The following is a 19,133-nucleotide window of genomic DNA, read 5'->3' as shown; positions in this document are numbered from 1 at the left end:
GAGGGTTTATCAATGCCTATTACCGTACATGCCTATACTTCTTTGGAAAATGATGAAGTGCGCAGCCAGCTTGAGCGACTGTATGACACCAGCCCTGAGTTTAGCGACGGTTCCGATGCGATTGAACAACTTGAGCAGAACTTAGCTCAGTATACCTTAGTTTATACTGCAGAATTTAATACAAAATTGATTGGCGCGATTTGGTGTACAGGCCAAGGTGAAAGCAAAACCCTTGAATATATTGTGGTACACCCAGCAAATCGTGGGCGTGGTGTTGCAGAACGTCTAGTGAGTGAAGCGACACGTATGGAGGAAGAAAAAGGGGTGAAAACTTTCGAGCCAGGTTGTGGCGCGATTCATCGTTGTTTAGCACACATTGGTAAAATTGACGTAGTTGAGTAAAGTTCAATTTTTAAAAGACAGTCTCCGTGCTGTCTTTTTTTCGTCTGAATAATTAAATTGACTCAGACTTAAATGTAAATAAGACAAAAAGTAAGCGATTAGTGTGAAATGTTGATTTAAAAATAAACATTTGAGAAAAAAGCCCATGCTTATGCTTGACGGCATACAGCTTAAATTGTTTAATACGCCCCATCGGCGTGATAGCTCAGTAGGTAGAGCAACGGATTGAAAATCCGTGTGTCCCCAGTTCGATCCTGGGTCTCGCCACCATATTCAAAACTGATTTTTCAGTTTATCAATCCCTGATCCCATCAGGGATTTTTTTTGCCTAAAAAATATGCATACAAAAAATATTTTTATAAATATGATTGACTAATTAACTAAGATACGGCTTAATACACCGCATCGGCGTGATAGCTCAGTAGGTAGAGCAACGGATTGAAAATCCGTGTGTCCCCAGTTCGATCCTGGGTCTCGCCACCATATTCGAAAAAACCTCAAACCATTGTTTGAGGTTTTTTTTTGCCTGTTGTTTTTTCGGTTGTTTATCATTTACACAATTTAACTGCTACAATCTACCGAATATAATTTGACTGATAGTTAAAAAAAATTTTTAAAAATAAAAGGTATGACAATGCATATGAAAAAAATGTTAATGGCTTTAACCATAATTACAAGCGCTGTATTAACAGCATGTGGCGGTGGAAGCAGTGGGAGTTTTAATTCATCATATGAAAAAGAATTTACTTTTGGTACTCAAACCTATATTTGCCACAGTGAAAAAGCAGCAAATGCATGCGGTAGTGCAAGTCGAGATTGTTCAGCGTGTGATCTTAAAACACCGTCTACCAATGTGATCACGGCAATATGTACTCAACCTGTAGCAAAAACCCATAAAGTGACAACAGCAGGCTGTGTATTAAAGCTAACAAATGATATCCAGACAGGAATCTGTACATCAGAAGGATTAAGATTATTGTCAGGCAGTAATCGAACTAAAGAAGAAGTGAATCAGGGGGCATTATTTACAAATGGAAGTCTGAAAATCACGCTGGCGAATAACGTGACTGAAACGATTACCTGTAATTAATGCTGATGAAATTCATTGTGCCAATGTTGATTGGCCTCGTCTGTTTGGGATTGGGCTATTTAATAGCCCCGTCTAATACTGTATCTGATGATCCTACAGTTATAGAAAGTAATAGAGATCAGACAGGGAATAGGTTTATTCAAAATTTTCAGCAGAATATACCTGAGCAGTCTGAAAATAATATCGAATTACAACAGCAACTCAAAAATCAAATGACTCAGGTGAATGCCGTCATTGATCAGGCGACACCACAACAGTTGGACCAATATTTAAAACAAGCCTTTCCTAGCTATGATTTATCGGCAATAAAAAACAAACGCGAATTTGCAAAGCATCTTGTACGCGAATTTGTTGATGCAAAAAATAATCCTCATGAGCCTATGAGTGGACGAGCCACGGTTATGGCACAACAAGAATACGGGGTTGAAAATGTACTGCCGCGTGACATTTATGCAGAACAGCAGTTGTTTGCTCACTTTGATACTTTAGGAAAAACTCCGAATAGTGAGCAGGTTTTTGTACGTTGGAGCGATCAATCTACTGGAGAAGTGCTGTTTTTTATGCCTCAACGGATTAGTGCTCAGCGTGAACAGAATTGGGTCAGTTTTAGTCCTGTCGCTGGCTGGAAGCCAGGGCACTATGATGTGAAATATTATCAAATGAATGATCAATTAAGCCCGATTGCACAGACCAGTTTTTATATACAGCACGTGATTGAGTAAATATTTGAAGCTCAAATTTTATCGCTGAAGCTATGACTTAAGTGCTAGTTTCCGACCCTAAAAATTCGATAAACTGATAAAAAAATAACCAATGAATCCCCGCAATGAAAGACCTTTTCTCTACAGGGAGTGCGCTGTATCAACAAGCACGTCCAAGTTATTCTGCTGAAGTCGTCGATAGCATCTTGCAGCATGTTGCCGTGCGTGAACTGGCATGGGACTGTGGTGCAGGTTCAGGTCAATTTACCAAAGGTTTGGCGCCCTATTTTCAACAGGTTTTAGCGACAGATCTGAGTGCCGAACAATTGGCACAAGCACCCAATTTAGACAATGTACGTTATGAGCAAGCTAGCGCAGAACATTGTCCGCTTGCTGACCATTCAGTGGATTTAATCACAGTCGCGCAAGCGATTCATTGGTTCGATTTTGCTGCCTTTTATGCAGAAGTACGACGCGTTTTGAAACCCCATGGTCACATCGCCATTGTGGGCTATGGTCTGATTCAATTTGAACATGCGGAATTAAACCAGCTTTTACAGGATCTGTATTTTGTCACGTTAAAGGGCTATTGGGACGCTGAACGTCGTTACATCGACGAAGAATATCGCAGTATTCCGTTTCCATTTCAGGAGTTAGCGACACCTCAACTGTTTTTAAATTATAGGTGGTGTGCACAGCAAATTTTAGACTATTTGCAAACATGGTCTGGATTAAAACACTATCAACAGCAACATCCAACACATCAACCGTGTGCAGCTTTGCATGACTTCTTTAGCCGTCATCCGCAGCAAGAGTTTGCTTTGTCATTTCCTGTGCTGTTAAGAATTGGAGCAGTATAAAAAAGAAAAAGCAGCCGCAATATAGATAGATAAAGGATGATATCTTAAGTCTAGAATGAGCAACGTGAGGTTTAAATAGGTCGTACTCTCCTGCCGTTTGTCGGGCTTAAATCTAGTAAATTGATTAATTGTTGTACAATAATGGCAGTGTAAATTTTTTCAATTTTCTATTTTTAAATCTCTCGGAATGAACATGATGAATCTCCCTAAATCTGTTTCCGTTTTGGTTTTTGTTAGCGCAGCAATGACGGCTATGAGTACTTTGGCTGTGGAAAAAGCCACTACAAAAGCTGAGGATACCGAACAACAAGCTATTCAGATGCCTGCTTTAACCATTATGGCAGAGCGTGAAATGCGTGCAGAGACGGGCATTGTTGAGTATCAAGAGCAGGTGGATCGCCGTAAAGCTTTACAGCAACGGGTGATGCAACTTGAGCGCGATACGCAAAACAAAGGTGTCGATGCAACAATCGTATCAAATGTAGATGTCTTGCCTGCGACAGCAGTGCCTGATATGTCGAATTTATCGCCTTTGATGCAGCAGCATGTTTTAGATATTGCCGCAGGTTTACAGTCTTCTGACCCACGCAATGGTTTATATATTATGTTGCAACCCTTTGGGATAGACCGAAATGCGACCAATGTGCAAATCAGTCGTGATCAAATCAATCTTGGCAATATTGACCGTCAGTTAAATACCAATCCGATCAAGACCCCATAATCGAATACATCTCTACAGTAAATTGAAGGCGAAAATTCATGTTTTATCCATGAATTTTCGTTTTGATGACATGCGCAATTTAAGTGTATTGACATTGATGTTTTCAAATAGCCTTCTTAAAAAGCATGGCTATTTTATCGTCAATCTTCAAACTTTTGGTTAAACTGAATAAAAGGGCATTCGGAGCTCATTATGCCGCGTATCTTTGTTGTCTTGGCCAGTGCAACGGTATTGGTCTTTGGATGGATGTTTTATCAATATTCAGTACAGCAAAAAGAAGCTGTGCAACTCTCGACCTATGAAACGGTTTTGCGCGAAAAAACCGAGCAAATTTTTCAGCAAGCTCAGCACTGGGAAGAGCCGATACAACTCAATGTGACAGATGCACGGCTAACGGGTGATTATAAAATCATGTCGGATTTTATTTTGAGCCAAATGCTGCAGCGTGCAGAAGCGCGGAATCAATATATTCGTGATCTTAAAGCACTGAATTGGGATAAATTTCTCGACATAGATCGTTTGTTGCAAGATAAAAAAAACCAATATCAAGAGACTGAGCAAATGCTGCAACAGGTGCATGCTGTGGTCGATGCTTATGAACAAAAAACCTCACAGCAAGAGGAAAATGGTTTAGCACAGGCCAAACAGTTGGCGGTCAAACAGGTGTTTCGTCAGCAAATTGCCCAGAGTTTAAGAGACAGTCGTGATAGTGAAGAGTCGCATGCTTTATTTGAGTTAGAAAAGCAAAGCTTGGCGAAGGCTGATGAAATTTTTGCTGTGCTGAAAGCCAATAAATGGGAAAAGAAAAATAAATTATTTATGTTCTATGAAGACGCGCCTTTAAAGCAGTTTAATCAGCTTTATACAGAGATGTTAGCGCTCAATGCACAAATGGATGAGATCCGCCAAAAGAACCGTTCAGAGTTGAAACAAAAGCTTTAACTGACTGTCATCACTCTTTCAAATTTGCGCGATAAAGTGGCTTATAGCAGGGTTTTACATCATATAAAGGTCCATGCTCATGCGAGCTATTCAGATTTTTGATGATATTCAGCAGGTCTATATCGACTTTATCGCGAACCGCCAATATCCACGTTTGGAAAGTCTAAACAATTGGGGCAAGAACCGGTTTTTCTTCAGTCAGTATTTTCGCATGATTGAAGATTGGCATCTGACTGAACAAATTGTGATTGAATTTAATCAACAATTTTATAGTTTGGATACAGGGACGGCCCCTGACTTTATGGATCAAGATAAATACATGGCTTGGTTGATGGAACAATTACAAATACTAAAATAAGTCCTTTCATTCAAATTATTCAGCACAGCTTCAAGACATGTTATACAAGTGAAAGCCATCCTTTAGCGGATGGCTTTTTTGTTGCTATCGAGCATCAATTTGGGAGCTGAGTTCCGAACTAGCATGAATAACGCAAAAAACATTGGCTTTAAAACAGTCTTTGATTGTTTAAATTGCAAATTTAATACAACTATTAATCAATAGTGTGACTTAAATCACTTAAAATACGCCGAAAATTTAAACATAAATTTTTAGCCAGCAGCCCATATCGCATAAGAAGCTGAGCTGTATTGAACTTGCAAGCATTCTAACCTTAGACCGATTGGCTTTGAATGAAAGGTTTATCGCCATTTTTAGAGACGATTTTTTTAGCATATGAAAAAATTAATACTGCTATGGCTTGCCATATGTGCGGTTTCATTGGTGTCGATAGGCTATACCTATGAATTATTTATTAGCCCTGTTTGGGTGGTAAATGCATTCACTGCCTATGGCATGATTTTAATGCGGAAGCATTTAAGCCACGATTTACTGATCGTACTCTATGCTTTTAGTGCGATTTTTGTGGCTTCGCTGATGGTCGATCCCGCCAAGACATTAGAGGATAAATTTCTCCTGTGTGCGATTTCGGCATTTCAAATTTGGGTATTTATTAAAGCCTATTTGGCACTGAGCCATTTAAAAAAGCACCGCTTTAAACGAACCCTGATGCTAACTGTTCCGAGTATCGTGGGTGCTTTTGCAGGCAGTCTATTATTCGTGGCATGCTTTCAGATGGACAACCAATACTTTGCCTTTGTTGATTATTTTCTAGAGCAATTTGCAACAAGTTTGGCTGTGGTGTGTTTATTATTTGGTGTTCAGCGCTGGATGAATGTACCGTGGATAGATTATGGCTATCTGATCGTGGCATTGGCCGTGCAATATGTGATCTCAAATGATCAGATCTTCTATGCCTGCATGGTCTTGCCTTTATTGATGTGTTATTACGCGATCAAATACGACCTCAAAACTTTTTGCTGGCTGATTGGTTTAATGACGCTGATCTGTGGCTGGTATGGTGCCATGCCATTGGCTGGGGAATATTGGTCAGATGCACAGGTACATATGCTCTCGCGGATCAGTTCTTATCGTTTGGCATTGGGTATTTATCTGATCATTTTTCTGTTTATTTGTGAGCTATATGCACGAAATAAACGCCTGTATTTGGCTTTGCAACGTGTAAGTTTTTGCGATGAGTTGACGGGGCTGAAAAATCGCCATGCTTTTAAAGAACAAATATTTATAGAGGGTGCGGTTGATAAAGGCTGTGTCATTTTGCTCGATGTCGATAATTTTAAAAAAATTAATGACCAATATGGACACCAAATGGGGGACAGTGTTTTGGTGCATTTGGCAAAAATCTTAAAAAATTGTAGTCCACGCGCGAGTTTTATCAGTCGCTGGGGCGGTGAAGAATTTTTAATTTTGCTTGAAGGTGCCGATTTGGAACAGGGTAAAATGTTGTGTGAAACGATTTTGGAACGCTGTGAACATGTACCGTTTCGAAAAAATCAATTAAGGCTAGATGTCAGCTTTAGTATGGGCTTGGCCGAGTTTCAACAGTTGAGTTTATCCAATTACTCCACGACTCTACAACATGTCGATGCCTGCTTATATCAGGCGAAATCACAAGGGAAAAATCAGTTTGTTTATCAAAAGATTATTCCGTTGGCAGAAAGCAGCATTGCGGTCTAAATCGGCATAAAAAAAAGATGCCGAGAAGGCATCTTTTTTAGCATTTAATCAACGATTAAGCTGCTTTTTTGAACCAAGAAAAGAAACCTTTTTTCTCAGCTTTCGCTGCTTCAGCTTTTTTCTCTGCACATTTTTTAGCACAGTCTTTTTTCGCTTCAGCTTTTACTTCTTCAGTTTTAGTTTCAACAGCTTCTTTTGCATCAGTTGCTTTTTCTACAGCTGCATCTTTTGCTTCAACAGTTTTTGCAACGACAGCATCTTTAGTTGCTACAGTTTTTGCTACAGTCGCGTCTTTTGCTGCAACAGTGTTCGCAACAACAGCGTCTTTAGCCGCTACAGTTTTTGCTACAGTTGCATCTTTTACTGCAACTGCAGTTTCTTTAGTTGCTGCTGCTTTTTCTACAACTGCTTTTTTCATGTCAGCAGTTTTTGCTTTAGTGGTTTCTTTCACTGTTAAAGTTTTAGTTTGAGTCGCTTTTTCTGCAACAGCCACTTGAGTTTTAGCAGCATCTTTAGTTGCTTGAGCAGCAGCTACAGTTGCAGTTTTTGCTTGTGCAGCTTGAGCTTTTACAGCTTCAACAGCAGTCGCAGGTTTTTGTTCTACAGCAGTAGTTGCCATAGCAGAAGTTGTAGCAGCAACTAAAGCAACAGCTAAAGTAGTTTTGATCGCGTTCATAGTCATCACTCTATAAAACTTAGTTAAAATAAGGCATTGTAAATTTTATGCCTTATCAACAGTACTTAGGTTACACGGCACAGAGTGAGGGATTCGATTGTGTGAATATTCCACCAATGTTACAAACGGATAACATGGTGTTACGCAGAAAAACAAACAAAAACAGCGTACATTCCACAGCATTCGAAATTTTCAATTCAAAGCTGATTTAAAATCACTGTTAAAGCCGTTATGGTGAATATACATTTCCGCCATTGGTATGGCATAAAAAAAACGTCGCATGAGGGATAACGACAGATGCAGCAGATTATTTGTTATAAACAGCTCCCTGTGTGGACGCAGCAGTCGATTCCACAAGGTTTTAAACAACAGCACAATACCAAAGCAGGCACATGGGCAAAACTCACCGTGCTGCAAGGTGAAGTAAATTTTGCCATGTTAGATGCGTCTGGAAATGTCCTCTCGACGCATGTATTTAGTCCAGACCTACCACCGCCGTTTATCGAACCACAGGCGTGGCACAAGATTGTCTCTGCGAGTGATGATGTGCAATGTCAGTTAAGTTTTTATTGCTTAGCACAGGATTATTTTTATAAAAAGTATCAGCTCAGCCCAACACACTCAGAACTTTTGGCAGCAACACCATATTTGCAAGGTGGTCGAGCTTTGGATGTCGGCTGTGGTCAGGGGCGTAATTCGCTGTACTTAAGTCAGTTGTCTGAGCAGCGTTTTGAGGTGGATGCATGGGATGTGAACCCACACAGTTTGTACAAGCTGCAAGAGGTAATCGCTGCGGAAGGCATTGAAAATATTCATGTACAGCAGCGTGATCTAAACGCTGACCCAAGCATTACAGGTACATACGACTTTATTTGCTGTACCGTGGTGATGATGTTTTTAGAGGCCAATACAGTCAAGCCGCTGATTCAGCAGATGCAGCAAGCGACAAGTGTAAATGGCTATAACCTGATCGTCTGTGCGATGGATACGCCTGATTTACCTGCGCAGCCTGACTTTCCATTTAGCTTTAAAGCAGGAGAGTTAAGTGCGTTGTATGAAGGCTGGAATATTGTGAAATACAATGAAAATGTCGGTGAGCTGCATCGGGTGGATGCTGAAGGGCAGCGGATTCAACAGCATTTTGCGACTTTGTTGGCGCAGAAAATTTAAGCCAAGAATTGTAGGATGTTGAGTTGAAGGATTGGTGATCAACTCAACACTTACTTTACTTAAATTGGAAAAAGGGAACCATTTTTGAGCTAGTCATGGTGTATGTGTACTTAGAAAATTCAACCAATTGAATATGATCATACTCTGATTTAAGGCTGATAAATAAAGCCTAAAGCTTTTAAAGGCAATTGAATGATGTCGATTGTGAGTGTTAAAGGCAATAGTGGTAATTCTGCCAATTTTTCCTGCCCTGACTTTTTGACATAGCCACTTTGGTCTTCGTAATGCTGGATACGGATCTTATATGGATGGCTTAAGGGCTTTAAATCTGCGGCATTCGCAACTTTTGGGTAAACCGTACCTGCAATTTCTAAGTTAAAGAGATGATCTTGCTGTTCTGCCTTTGAACAATCACATGGTGCTACGCCATATTGGTTGAATAATGCCCTTTCCGTAGGACTTAGTGTTCCATTGGGAGGCGCATAATAAAATTTAAAGCTTCCGCTAAATTTAGTGCTGTTCGGGCTCGGAGAATTAAAGTCAAGTTCTCGATGGAGACGAATATATTGTGGATTGAGTTGGCTAATCAGTTGAATAAAATCAGCACCGCCTTTATTGATCACATAGCTGTATTTATTGCCTGCGACTACGATGCTATCGATTGGTTCATTGGGTATTGCTTTAGCGGGTTTGCCAAATGCGATCACATCATCTTCAAGGATTGTTCTCCATGCATATTTTGTTTCGTATTTTTGAAACAGATCACGGGAGAGTTCACCGATTTCATTATTTGTAGCGCAAGCTGTAAGAAAAATAAAAGTGCTTAGGCAGCTCATCTTTAAGAGGTAGTGAAGTCGTTTATTTATCATTGTTATGCATATTTAAGTTTTAGTTCAGGCCTTACCATAATTCAAAAATCGCTGAAAATCGAGAATTAACGTATTAACTTTAAAAATATGCTGAGGCGTTTTTACGGTTTGTTTAGCACGGTTTTTTGTTGAAGATTTTTGAACAAAATTTATTGCACTATGAAATTTCCCTCTCCTTTTAAGGAGACTTGCGCAGAATACCGCTCAGGGATAGGATTTATATGAAAAATTTCCCCTCATCCTCTTGTGGTGCATGCTGCTCACCCCAGAGGGAGAAGGGGCTTCTAGTATTATTCATGCGAGTTTAGTTAACAAATAAAAAACCCCGCAATAAGCGGGGTTTCTTTTATCTCAGTATTTAATTAAAAATTAAACACGTTCGATAATGGTCGCGATACCTTGACCCAAACCGATACACATAGTCGCAAGACCGATTTGCGTATCTTGCTGTTCCATTACGTTCAACAATGTTGTTGTGATACGCGCACCAGAACAACCCAATGGGTGACCCAGTGCAATCGCACCACCGTTCAAGTTTACACGGTCTTGTTGGTCATAAATGCCTAAGCCTTTAAGAACAGACAAACCTTGCGCAGCGAACGCTTCATTCAATTCAAACGTTTGGATGTCAGCAATTGACAAGCCAGCACGTTTAAGCGCTTTTTGAGTTGCTGGTACAGGACCATAACCCATGATCGCAGCATCACAGCCTGCAACCGCCATAGAACGAATCACAGCACGTGGCTTAAGACCTAAAGCTTGAGCACGTTCAGCAGACATCAGCAACATTGCAGAAGCACCATCAGACAAAGCTGAAGATGTTGCAGCAGTTACTGTACCGCCTTTCGGATCGAATACTGGACGTAAAGCTTGGAATGCTTCAAGGTTTGCATCAGGACGAATCACTTCATCGATATCGCACAGAATTTTGAAGCCATTCGCATCGTGACCTTCAACGCCCACGATTTCATTTTTGAAACGACCTTCTTGTGTTGCAGCCCAAGCACGGCGGTGTGATTCAACACCAAACGCATCTTGTTCTTCACGCGAAATACCGTTCATACGACCTAACATTTCAGCTGTTAAGCCCATCATGTTAGATGCTTTTGCATAATGCTTAGACGCTTCTGGGTTGATGTCGATGCCGTGCATCATGCCAACGTGACCCATGTGCTCTACACCACCAATGATGAAGATATCACCTTGGTTGGTTGCAATTTGCGCAGCCGCTGTGTGGATTGCTTGCATAGAAGAACCACAAAGACGGTTCACTGTTTGACCTGCAACAGTCTTTGGAAGATCAGCCAATAACGCAATGTTACGACCAATGTTCATACCTTGCTCTAGGGTTTGGTTTACACAGCCCCAGATTACGTCTTCAACTTCATTGGTATCAAACTGGTTACGAGCAACAAGCGCGCGTACTAATTCAGCAGATAAGCTGTCAGCACGTACGTTACGGAACATACCATTTTTGGTTTTACCCATTGCTGAACGTACGCCATCAACGATGACAACGTCACGTGGATTTAAAGTAGCCATTCACGTTGCTCCTTAACCGTAGAATTTTTTGTTGTTTGCAGCCATGTCACGCAACATTTGTGGCGCTTCATAAGCCTTACCTAAATACGCATATTTGTCGCAAAGCGCTACGTATTCAGCGACACCTGTTTGGTCGATGTAACGGCATGGACCACCACGGAATGGAGGGAAACCTACACCCATGATCATCGCCATATCTGCTTCAGCAGCAGTCGCTACGATATTGTCTTCTAGGCAACGAACAGTTTCGTTACAGAACGTCAGCATCATACGGTCAATGATTTCTTGCGCATCAAATTCACGTTTTTCCGCAGTTGCAACAGAAGCCACAAGTTCGTAAGCCACTGGATCAACCACTTTGGCTTTCTTACCTTTACGGTCAAGTTCGTATTTGTAGAAACCAACGTCATTCTTTTGACCCAAACGTTTTGCTTCGTACATTGTTTGAATTGAACCTTTGAAGTCAGGCTTCATGCGGTCAGGGAAACCTTCTGCCATTACTTCCGCACCGTGTACGCCTGTGTCGATACCCACAACGTCGATGAGGTAAGCAGGACCCATTGGCCAGCCGAATTTTTCCATGACTTTGTCGACTTGTTGGAAGTCAGCACCGTCTTTCAATAGAAGGTCAAATGCACCAAAGTAAGGGAACAATACGCGGTTCACCAAGAAGCCTGGGCAGTCGTTAACCACGATTGGTGTTTTACCCATTTTCTGAGCAAGAACTACAGTCGTTGCAATCGCTTCAGCAGACGTCTTTTCACCACGGATCACTTCTACCAATGGCATCATGTGAACTGGGTTAAAGAAGTGCATACCTACGAAGTTTTCAGGACGTTGTAGGTTTTCAGCCAAACGTGTGATTGAAATTGTTGACGTGTTAGACGCAATGATCGTGTTGTCACGAACATTTTTCTCAGTTTCAGCAAGTACGATACCCTTAACTTTAGGGTTCTCTGTTACTGCCTCAATCACGATGTCCACTTCTTTAAACTCGTCATAGCTTAAAGTCGGACGGATGCGCGCAAGAGTTTCACCCATTTTCGCCGCAGTCATTTTTTTGCGATCAACTTGTTTAGTCAACAATTTGTTCGCTTCAGACATACCTAACGCCAATTGTGGGTTACCAATGTCTTTCATGATGATTGGTGTGCCTTTGCTTGCCGCTTGGTAAGCAATACCACCACCCATGATACCCGCGCCTAATACAGCGGCTTGGTTGACAGGGTGAGCACCTTTTTCATATTTCTTCGAAGTTTTCTTCACAATTTGGTCGTTAAGGAATAAACCAATTAACGCACCTGCTTGTGGAGTCACAGCCGCTTTAGCAAAACCTTGCGCTTCGATTTTCAATGCTTCATCACGTGGAAGGCTTGCACCTGCTTGTAATGAGTCTAGAAGAAGTTTTGGCGCTGGGTATTGTGCAGGGTTTGCTTTAGCAAGCACTGCACCTTTCGCTGTATTGAATGCCATCATTTGTTCAAGCATGTTCAATTTAACAGGATCTAATTTTTCTTGACGTTTTGCTTTCCAGTCTACACGGCCAGCAATCGCTTGTTTCACAAGGTCAATTGCAGCGTCTTGTAGTTTGTCTGCAGCAACAACTGCATCAACAGCACCGTCTTTGAGCGCAGCAGCCGGCTTTTTCGGTGCAGCCATTGCCATCCATTCAACCGCATTGTCGATACCAATCACGCGGCTTAAACGAACCGTACCACCAAAACCAGGGTAGATACCCAGTTTGATTTCTGGAAGGCCAACTTGTGCAGCTTCTGACATCACACGATAGTCACACACTAAGCACATTTCAAAACCGCCGCCCAATGCCATACCATTGATTGCAGCAACTTTAGGAACGTTTAGATCTTCAAACGCATTGAAGATGTCGTGAACAGGCAATGCCCAATCCACAATCGCTTGTTCGCCTTGAGCGAAGTTGTCACCGAATTCAGTGATATCTGCACCCACGATAAATGTAGATTTACCTGAAGTAACGATTAAACCTTTGATGTCACCGTTTGCTTTAACAGCGTCAATTGCAGCTTTAAAATCTTCAATTGTTGCGCGGTTAAACTTGTTGACCGACTCACCTTGTAAGTCAAAGCGGAATTCTGCAATTCCGTCCGAAAGCATTTGGACGGTAATGGCATTGCCAGCGTGGATCATGCCTGATCTCCTTTATTTTGGAGGACTTCTAAGTTGATGTTGTGAAGCGAGTACGCGGTTCCTGCGTACACTTTATGCCTCGCTAATCTTACGATAACTATATCTAAAAAGAACATAACAAGTTGTATCAAGCCGTGACGCTAGGGTCATCAAAATTTCTTTTGGAAATAGCCTTCGGGTCTGCCTTTAAACGCTATCGCTCTAATTAAATATGTTGAAGCTTATGTTTCAGTTCACATTTTTTTATAAATGTAAGCTATAGATTGAGATGCGAATGAAAAATTCAAGAAAAAAGCAAGTGTATTTTTCGGCAGAATGGTCAATTCACTTTTAACATTGTCATCCATCTTTGCTGAGACACAGTGTTCTATGCTGCTTATTTAGGCATCACTGAGCACTATGCTATACTCGCCGCGTTCTCAAAAGTTAATTTTTCATTAAGCACAATGCTTATTAGCACCAGGTCCTCATATGATTAAGTGGATTATCCTGGCGGTCTTTGTCATTTCTGCGTTTTATATTCAGCAACGCGGTAAAGTCCGTCATTCATTTTATCGTCAGTTTTTTGATCATTCGACATTGCTCGCACCGATCAATTTTCTCATGTACATGTTTTCAAAAGTGCCGAGTCAACCTTATATCGACACGCAGCATTTTAAAGATTTAAAAGTCTTAGATGAAAACTGGGAAATGATTCGTGATGAAGCCAAGGCCTTGTATGAAAAAGGGGGTATCAAAGCATCGAGTACTTATGATGACCTTGGATTTAACTCATTCTTTAAAACCGGTTGGAAACGCTTTTATTTAAAATGGTATGACTCAGCTCATCCTTCGGCTGCTGAACTTTGCCCAAAAACTACGGCCTTGTTAAAAAATTTACCTACTATTAAAGCCGCGATGTTTACTGAGTTGGCGCCCGACAGTCGTTTAGTCCGTCATCGAGATCCCTATGCCGGTTCATTGCGTTATCACTTGGGCTTATTGACGCCCAATGACGACCGCTGTTTTATTGATGTCGATGGTCAGCGGTACTCATGGCGTGACGGCGAGAGTGTGGTGTTTGATGAAACCTATATTCACTATGCTGAAAATAAAACGGATCAGAACCGGATCATTTTCTTTGCAGACGTTGAACGGCCATTAAAGTCGAAGTGGATGGAAGCTTTTAACCATTGGTTTGGTAAAAATGTCATGACTGCTGCAAGTTCACCGAATGAAAGCGGTGATAAAACAGGTGGTTTAAATAAAGTATTTGGCTATGTCTATCAAATTCGCATAAAAGCCAAAGCCTTGAAAAAAACCAATCGTTCACTGTATTACTTTTTAAAGTGGTTCCTAATGTTGGGGTTGTTCTTCCTGATTTTTATACGTCCATATTTATTTTAAAAGTAGAATAAATATTGAAAAAATGCGCCCTTAGGGGCGTTTTTTTATGCTGACAGTCAGCGAAATATCAGTTATCGTGCAAGCAGAATAAAAATAATCATGCAGAGCAAATCAGCAAAAGCAGAAATAGTGTTAGCCAGAATAAGCCAGAATCAGAATAAGCCAGAAAAAATGAGCCAATAGACGAGGAATATGATGTTGACGTCCGAACTTAAGCCCATGCAAAACCGTTGAGCTGAAAGAAAAGCGTCATCATCAATGATAGCCAAAACCCAAGGGTGAAAACGGTGGAAGCTTTGCATGCAGGCATGAAGACCTACTGCATAGAAACTCAGTGTAAACGCTTGAAGGGATTGATTTGGCGGGAAGGGTATCCAATTCATGAAAGCAACCAACCAAACATTGATGCATCAAATGCATATTTCGATGCAAGATATAGAACGACGTAAACAGTTGCTTGGCTTGACTGATTTAGAGCTGGCGGAACTGGCTTCGATTGGTGGAATTGTGGCGCCGATCCTCGACAGTATGGTCGATGAATTTTATGAAAATCAGACCTCAATTCCAGAAATTGCAACATTGATTGGTGATCTTGATACCTTGAAGCGTTTGCAACGCGCGCAGCACCAGTATTTATTGGACTTATTTTCCGGGTGCTATGACAGCGCTTATGTGAATAACCGTTTACGGATTGGTTTGGTTCATAAGCGCATAGGTGTAGAGCCGAAGTTGTATCTCTCTGCGGTGCATACCCTAAAGACCATGTTGTTTCGCTTAATTCAGCGAACCTTTAATGATACGGAACAATATCAGCGGATTATTAACACCTTGGAAAAGCTCTTTATGTTCGACACCACATTGGTGGTGGAAACCTATGTATGGAGTTTGATTAATGAGGTGAAGATCTCCCGTGAAAAAATGGAACAGTATGCGCATGCGCTAGAGTTTCGTGCACAAGAAATGGAAGAACTTTCACAGCGTGATCCATTAACAGGACTCTTAAATGTCCGGCATTTATCGACCTTATTGACCAGTATTTTATATACCGCACAGCGTAATCATGAACCTGTAACAGTAGTGTTTATTGATATCAATGATTTTAAAAAGATCAATGATGAACAAGGTCATCCACGTGGAGATCAGGTACTACAAACGGTTGCTGCGGCCATAAAGTCGGTTGCACGTTTAGATGATCATTGCTTCCGTTATGGCGGAGACGAATTTTGTTTGGTCTTGTCTGGTTGCAGTGAAAAGCATGTGGAAGCGAGTTTTATCCCTCGTTTATTAGAAGCGGTGGCTGAAATGGAAGCAGGCTTAAGTTTAAGTATTGGGCTGTGCCAAACAGACCATCAACAAGGCTATGTAGATGCCATGAGCTTGGTACAACAAGCCGATGCTAAAATGTATCAAGAGAAAAAGAATTATAAACGTTTGCAGGAACAACCTATGTCGAAAGAAGCGTGATTCGAGCGTAAAGAAAGCCAAAAATAACAATAGAGGAATAGCGAAACTTGAGCTAAATGGATCTCTATATTCTTGAAAATAATGTGATAAATACGCTTATTTCCTGCAAAAATAAAAGCTGAAATAGCAGATGCATCCTTCAAAATCTTGTATAGAATAAAAGCAGTTGATGGGGGATAAGATGCAAGTTTTTCGTTCAAAAAAAGATTGGTGGGTGGTGGCGTTTATTGTTTGTATGAGCGGTTTACTCATTCAATTATTACTCACCATGCATGCCAAAGGCACGATGCAACAATATCCTCTTCATACCGCGGTGTATATTTTAACGGTATTACTGCTGTGGTGGCCAATATTCAATACACGTTATCAAATTTCCGCTACAGAATTAAACATCCGTAGCATGTTTCTACGTTGGCAGATTCCTTTGCAGGATATCCAACGCATCAGTGCAAGTCAGGATTTGTCTGCGGCACCGGCACTTTCCATTAAACGGTTAAAAATCGAATATATACAGGATGGACAACGCAAATTCGTCATGGTTTCACCCAAAGATCAACAGTATTTTTTGAAGGCCTTAGGTATATATAAATAGATTAAATTAATTTGATATGAAAATATTTGAAATACAAGGGAATAAAAATGACTCCAATAATTCCTTATCATAAAAATCAGAAATTTGGCATTGTTGATGTTGAGCTGAATTTTCTTATTGAATGTAAATATTTCCAAATACTCAAACCTTTCAAATTCAATCAAGGTTGGTTGTGTTTTACTTTAAATGAGCATAAACGCTATGGGTGGATCTATTATGAAAATGGTCAAATTGTTGAAATAGAACCACAATATTTAGCAGTAGATTATGACAGTCAAGAACTCATTGGTGTGCAGTCTGATGATGGAAGCTGGGGGTTTGTAGATTACTCAAATCAACAGTTGATTTCTATGCAGTTTTCAAAAATTCACCCATTCAGTAATCATCGTGCAATTGTGAGTATTGCTCGAAAAAATTTAGGTTCAATCTGGGGTGTGGTAGATGTCAATGGACATTGGACTATTCATGCACAATATCAATATCTTGGTGAAGAACAGTCCGGCTTGCGATGTTTTAAACGCTATGTTCCAAATCAAGGTAATCTTTATGGTTTTGTTTCGGATGAAACCGGGCAGGAAGTGATTTCTGCGCAGTTTAGCAATGCTAGTCATTTTTGTGATGGCATTGCTGTAGTGAGCTTTGGGAAGGGTAAACAACAATATTTTTCTGTGATTAATTCAATGGGAGAAATCATTGCTGATCAGCTCAAACATGCGGAGCTTTGTGCATTTGGCTATAGTTTGATTCAACGGACTAAATACCTAGAATTTATTAATAAAAGTGGTCAAGTTGTTTTAAAGACCAAAGAAACTAAAGTTCATCAGCTGAACTTTTTGAGTAATGAAAATCTCAATCTTATTCCCACAGGTAGACGGGCATTAATTGCGACTCAATATAAAAAGAAATGGGGCTTTTATAAAGTGGATGATTCAGGAGTTAAATTGCAGATTGAACATCAATTCGATGAGTTGAGTGATTACGGATTTCGGCAACAACGCTGCGCAGTATCTATAGATCAGCAAGCAACATATATAGATGAAAATGGAGTAATGAAAGCCTCTTTAGGCTGTACAGATGTATTTATGGATTATCACGGAGCACTATGTACGTTAGTTAAATACAGCTTAGAAAAGCCTTATGCTTTTATGGATCAAGAAGGACAGCGCGTAATTGATTTTAAATATGCTATGCATTTTGGGAATTTTGACGAATCAGGTTTACTTTATGTTTTTAAAGAGAAAGGATGTGATATTAATTCAGGATTTATAGACCAGCATGGCGTGGAATATTGGCAATAAATCCTGAGGTAGGGTTTTATAAAAAATTATTCGATGACCATAAATTTTTGATTTTGAAAATCTAATTGGAGACTATTTTTCTCAGAATATTGTAAAAAATACACCGCCACAATAGGTTCAAGTTCAACCCGTATTTTTCGTGCTAAATGTCGTGCGCCATAACGAATATCATGGTTCTGATAAAAATGTGCTTTGGCTGCATCTGTGAGTTTGATACTGCGTTTTTGATGTTGTAGGCGTTGATTAAGTTTTTCCAGTTCAATCTCCACCAAACGGGGCAAGGCATAATTTTGAACGGGTTGATATTGCAATACACGATCAATACGGTTAATAAATTCAGGGTCGAATTTACGTTGCATGACTTTTTCAATAATGCTGCTGACCGGCACGCTTTTGAGACAAACCTTCTGTATTTTTTCGGGTAAAAAATTTAACTTATCTAGATATTGCTGTGCCGCTTGTGCACCGACATTGCTGGTCATAAAGATCATACAATTACGAAAGTCGATGGTTTTTGTACCTGAGGTTAGGGTTAATTTTCCGCTATCCAGCACATTCATTAAGCCGCGAAGAACTTCGGTTGACGCTTTTTCCAGTTCATCAAAAAGCACGATGCCCGGTCGGGTATGACTACCTGCAATGGCAACTTCATCAAATAAACTATGGCCTTCTTTCGAGCCGACATAGCCCGGAGGCGCACCAGTAATGGCAGCCGCATAATGTTCCTGTGCGAGCGTGTTCATATCAATACGGCAAAAGGCATTAGGTCGGCCATAAATCACTTCACTGATTAAACGCACAGTTTCGGTTTTACCAACACCTGTCGGTCCAAGCATTAAGGTTACGGAGAGCGGTCGTTCAGGACTGGAAAAATCAGCCTTGACCACATGCAGCATTTTTTCAATTTCGTCTAATGCTGCTTCTTGTCCAATGATCCGTTGCTTTAGGCGTTGCATAACGTCATGCGGTTCAAAATGAAAACGCGGCTTACCCATCAAACGGTTTTTTTCAGCAGTGCTCTGCGTCGAAGTTGTCGGGTGTACGACATGGATGGCGGGATTGGCGTTCGTCATGCATCATGTTCCTAAAGCGTGATGTTTCGAGCATAGCAAATTTAGAATTTTGCATTAATAGCTTTTAGCAATCAGATCATTGCTAT

The 19,133-nt window shown here is 40.6% G+C and carries 19 protein-coding genes and 2 tRNA genes; 15 read left to right on the top strand and 6 right to left on the bottom strand.

The annotated features are described in order from the left end of the window. The first annotated feature begins 12 nt into the window (after positions 1-12). The 10 genes from FTU29_RS06460 to FTU29_RS06415 all read left to right on the top strand — a co-directional run bounded on the left by FTU29_RS06460 (position 13) and on the right by FTU29_RS06415 (position 6,811). Positions 13-402: a GNAT family N-acetyltransferase gene (locus tag FTU29_RS06460; protein ID WP_078193146.1), complete on the top strand. Its 390-nt coding sequence runs from the start codon at positions 13-15 to the stop codon at positions 400-402. A gap of 194 nt (positions 403-596) precedes the next feature. Beyond that, a tRNA-Phe gene (locus FTU29_RS06455) sits at positions 597-672 on the top strand. A gap of 137 nt (positions 673-809) precedes the next feature. Next, a tRNA-Phe gene (locus FTU29_RS06450) sits at positions 810-885 on the top strand. A 157-nt stretch (positions 886-1,042) separates the two neighbouring features. Then, positions 1,043-1,492 (top strand): hypothetical protein, encoded by a 450-nt coding sequence (locus FTU29_RS06445; protein ID WP_180106120.1) that lies wholly within the window; start codon positions 1,043-1,045, stop codon positions 1,490-1,492. Then, positions 1,492-2,214 (top strand): hypothetical protein, encoded by a 723-nt coding sequence (locus FTU29_RS06440; RefSeq protein WP_180116111.1) that lies wholly within the window; start codon positions 1,492-1,494, stop codon positions 2,212-2,214. Before FTU29_RS06445 ends, FTU29_RS06440 begins: the two co-directional genes overlap by 1 nt. A gap of 104 nt (positions 2,215-2,318) precedes the next feature. Continuing rightward, positions 2,319-3,053 (top strand): class I SAM-dependent methyltransferase, encoded by a 735-nt coding sequence (locus FTU29_RS06435; RefSeq protein WP_180120991.1) that lies wholly within the window; start codon positions 2,319-2,321, stop codon positions 3,051-3,053. A gap of 193 nt (positions 3,054-3,246) precedes the next feature. Beyond that, on the top strand, positions 3,247-3,774 hold the full coding sequence (locus FTU29_RS06430; RefSeq protein WP_257226903.1) for a hypothetical protein: 528 nt from the start codon (positions 3,247-3,249) through the stop codon (positions 3,772-3,774). A 192-nt stretch (positions 3,775-3,966) separates the two neighbouring features. Further along, complete coding sequence (locus FTU29_RS06425; protein ID WP_180120990.1) at positions 3,967-4,716, top strand: hypothetical protein; 750 nt, start codon at positions 3,967-3,969, stop codon at positions 4,714-4,716. A gap of 79 nt (positions 4,717-4,795) precedes the next feature. Further along, complete coding sequence (locus FTU29_RS06420; RefSeq protein WP_078190480.1) at positions 4,796-5,074, top strand: hypothetical protein; 279 nt, start codon at positions 4,796-4,798, stop codon at positions 5,072-5,074. Positions 5,075-5,449: 375 nt separating this feature from the next. Then, positions 5,450-6,811: a GGDEF domain-containing protein gene (locus FTU29_RS06415; RefSeq protein WP_180120988.1), complete on the top strand. Its 1,362-nt coding sequence runs from the start codon at positions 5,450-5,452 to the stop codon at positions 6,809-6,811. Between the two features lie 55 nt (positions 6,812-6,866). Here the strand turns inward: FTU29_RS06415 and FTU29_RS06410 are convergent, their stop codons facing one another. Continuing rightward, positions 6,867-7,487 (bottom strand): hypothetical protein, encoded by a 621-nt coding sequence (locus FTU29_RS06410; RefSeq protein WP_180120986.1) that lies wholly within the window; start codon positions 7,485-7,487, stop codon positions 6,867-6,869. A 297-nt stretch (positions 7,488-7,784) separates the two neighbouring features. On the opposite strand from FTU29_RS06410, the gene tehB reads away from it, so the two are divergent. Next, positions 7,785-8,657, top strand: coding sequence for an SAM-dependent methyltransferase TehB (gene tehB / locus FTU29_RS06405; protein ID WP_180116106.1), 873 nt, complete (start codon positions 7,785-7,787; stop codon positions 8,655-8,657). Positions 8,658-8,806: 149 nt separating this feature from the next. Here tehB and FTU29_RS06400 read toward each other — a convergent pair whose 3' ends face one another. From FTU29_RS06400 to fadB, 3 genes are all read right to left on the bottom strand, one after another. Then, on the bottom strand, positions 8,807-9,526 hold the full coding sequence (locus tag FTU29_RS06400; protein ID WP_180116105.1) for a hypothetical protein: 720 nt from the start codon (positions 9,524-9,526) through the stop codon (positions 8,807-8,809). Positions 9,527-9,895: 369 nt separating this feature from the next. Next, positions 9,896-11,068, bottom strand: coding sequence for an acetyl-CoA C-acyltransferase FadA (gene fadA, locus FTU29_RS06395; protein WP_180036233.1), 1,173 nt, complete (start codon positions 11,066-11,068; stop codon positions 9,896-9,898). A gap of 12 nt (positions 11,069-11,080) precedes the next feature. Further along, a complete protein-coding gene (gene fadB / locus FTU29_RS06390) occupies positions 11,081-13,234 on the bottom strand; it encodes a fatty acid oxidation complex subunit alpha FadB (protein WP_180120984.1) in 2,154 nt (717 codons plus the stop codon). A gap of 471 nt (positions 13,235-13,705) precedes the next feature. Here fadB and lpxO point away from each other — a divergent pair, with 471 nt between their 5' ends. Then, entirely contained in the window at positions 13,706-14,620 is a 915-nt protein-coding gene (gene lpxO, locus FTU29_RS06385) for a lipid A hydroxylase LpxO (protein WP_111885964.1), read from the top strand. Positions 14,621-14,772: 152 nt separating this feature from the next. On the opposite strand, the gene FTU29_RS06380 is transcribed toward lpxO, so the two are convergent. Beyond that, on the bottom strand, positions 14,773-15,003 hold the full coding sequence (locus FTU29_RS06380; protein WP_180120975.1) for a hypothetical protein: 231 nt from the start codon (positions 15,001-15,003) through the stop codon (positions 14,773-14,775). On the opposite strand from FTU29_RS06380, the gene FTU29_RS06375 reads away from it, so the two are divergent. The 3 genes from FTU29_RS06375 (at position 15,002) to FTU29_RS06365 (ending at position 17,974) form a co-directional block, all read left to right on the top strand. Beyond that, positions 15,002-16,084, top strand: a complete 1,083-nt coding sequence (locus tag FTU29_RS06375) for a diguanylate cyclase domain-containing protein (protein WP_180120973.1) — start codon at positions 15,002-15,004, stop codon at positions 16,082-16,084. The genes FTU29_RS06380 and FTU29_RS06375 overlap by 2 nt on opposite strands. 181 nt (positions 16,085-16,265) lie before the next feature. Continuing rightward, a complete protein-coding gene (locus FTU29_RS06370) occupies positions 16,266-16,676 on the top strand; it encodes a PH domain-containing protein (RefSeq protein ID WP_180120959.1) in 411 nt (136 codons plus the stop codon). A 47-nt stretch (positions 16,677-16,723) separates the two neighbouring features. After that, positions 16,724-17,974, top strand: a complete 1,251-nt coding sequence (locus tag FTU29_RS06365; protein WP_180120957.1) for a WG repeat-containing protein — start codon at positions 16,724-16,726, stop codon at positions 17,972-17,974. Positions 17,975-18,000: 26 nt separating this feature from the next. On the opposite strand, the gene FTU29_RS06360 is transcribed toward FTU29_RS06365, so the two are convergent. Then, on the bottom strand, positions 18,001-19,047 hold the full coding sequence (locus FTU29_RS06360) for an AAA family ATPase (protein ID WP_180120955.1): 1,047 nt from the start codon (positions 19,045-19,047) through the stop codon (positions 18,001-18,003). Positions 19,048-19,133 lie beyond the last annotated feature (86 nt).

The sequence above is a fragment of the Acinetobacter sp. YH12086 genome, from assembly GCF_013419345.1.
Lineage (GTDB): Bacteria > Pseudomonadota > Gammaproteobacteria > Pseudomonadales > Moraxellaceae > Acinetobacter > Acinetobacter amyesii.
Note: the sequence above shows the minus strand (reverse complement) of the source record. Positions and strands in the feature narration are given on the sequence as shown.

What these genes read in the sequence shown, in the direction of transcription:
- FTU29_RS06380 (WP_180120975.1), bottom strand. Translation starts at nt 15,003, where the DNA reads ATGAATTGGATACCCTTCCCGCCAAATCAATCCCTTCAAGCGTTTACA.
- FTU29_RS06420 (WP_078190480.1), top strand. Translation starts at nt 4,796, where the DNA reads ATGCGAGCTATTCAGATTTTTGATGATATTCAGCAGGTCTATATCGAC.
- FTU29_RS06445 (WP_180106120.1), top strand. Translation starts at nt 1,043, where the DNA reads ATGAAAAAAATGTTAATGGCTTTAACCATAATTACAAGCGCTGTATTA.
- FTU29_RS06415 (WP_180120988.1), top strand. Translation starts at nt 5,450, where the DNA reads ATGAAAAAATTAATACTGCTATGGCTTGCCATATGTGCGGTTTCATTG.
- FTU29_RS06425 (WP_180120990.1), top strand. Translation starts at nt 3,967, where the DNA reads ATGCCGCGTATCTTTGTTGTCTTGGCCAGTGCAACGGTATTGGTCTTT.
- FTU29_RS06365 (WP_180120957.1), top strand. Translation starts at nt 16,724, where the DNA reads ATGACTCCAATAATTCCTTATCATAAAAATCAGAAATTTGGCATTGTT.
- lpxO (WP_111885964.1), top strand. Translation starts at nt 13,706, where the DNA reads ATGATTAAGTGGATTATCCTGGCGGTCTTTGTCATTTCTGCGTTTTAT.
- FTU29_RS06435 (WP_180120991.1), top strand. Translation starts at nt 2,319, where the DNA reads ATGAAAGACCTTTTCTCTACAGGGAGTGCGCTGTATCAACAAGCACGT.
- FTU29_RS06460 (WP_078193146.1), top strand. Translation starts at nt 13, where the DNA reads ATGCCTATTACCGTACATGCCTATACTTCTTTGGAAAATGATGAAGTG.
- FTU29_RS06410 (WP_180120986.1), bottom strand. Translation starts at nt 7,487, where the DNA reads ATGAACGCGATCAAAACTACTTTAGCTGTTGCTTTAGTTGCTGCTACA.
- fadA (WP_180036233.1), bottom strand. Translation starts at nt 11,068, where the DNA reads ATGGCTACTTTAAATCCACGTGACGTTGTCATCGTTGATGGCGTACGT.
- FTU29_RS06440 (WP_180116111.1), top strand. Translation starts at nt 1,492, where the DNA reads ATGCTGATGAAATTCATTGTGCCAATGTTGATTGGCCTCGTCTGTTTG.
- FTU29_RS06375 (WP_180120973.1), top strand. Translation starts at nt 15,002, where the DNA reads ATGAAAGCAACCAACCAAACATTGATGCATCAAATGCATATTTCGATG.
- FTU29_RS06400 (WP_180116105.1), bottom strand. Translation starts at nt 9,526, where the DNA reads ATGATAAATAAACGACTTCACTACCTCTTAAAGATGAGCTGCCTAAGC.
- FTU29_RS06360 (WP_180120955.1), bottom strand. Translation starts at nt 19,047, where the DNA reads ATGACGAACGCCAATCCCGCCATCCATGTCGTACACCCGACAACTTCG.
- FTU29_RS06430 (WP_257226903.1), top strand. Translation starts at nt 3,247, where the DNA reads ATGATGAATCTCCCTAAATCTGTTTCCGTTTTGGTTTTTGTTAGCGCA.
- tehB (WP_180116106.1), top strand. Translation starts at nt 7,785, where the DNA reads ATGCAGCAGATTATTTGTTATAAACAGCTCCCTGTGTGGACGCAGCAG.
- FTU29_RS06370 (WP_180120959.1), top strand. Translation starts at nt 16,266, where the DNA reads ATGCAAGTTTTTCGTTCAAAAAAAGATTGGTGGGTGGTGGCGTTTATT.
- fadB (WP_180120984.1), bottom strand. Translation starts at nt 13,234, where the DNA reads ATGATCCACGCTGGCAATGCCATTACCGTCCAAATGCTTTCGGACGGA.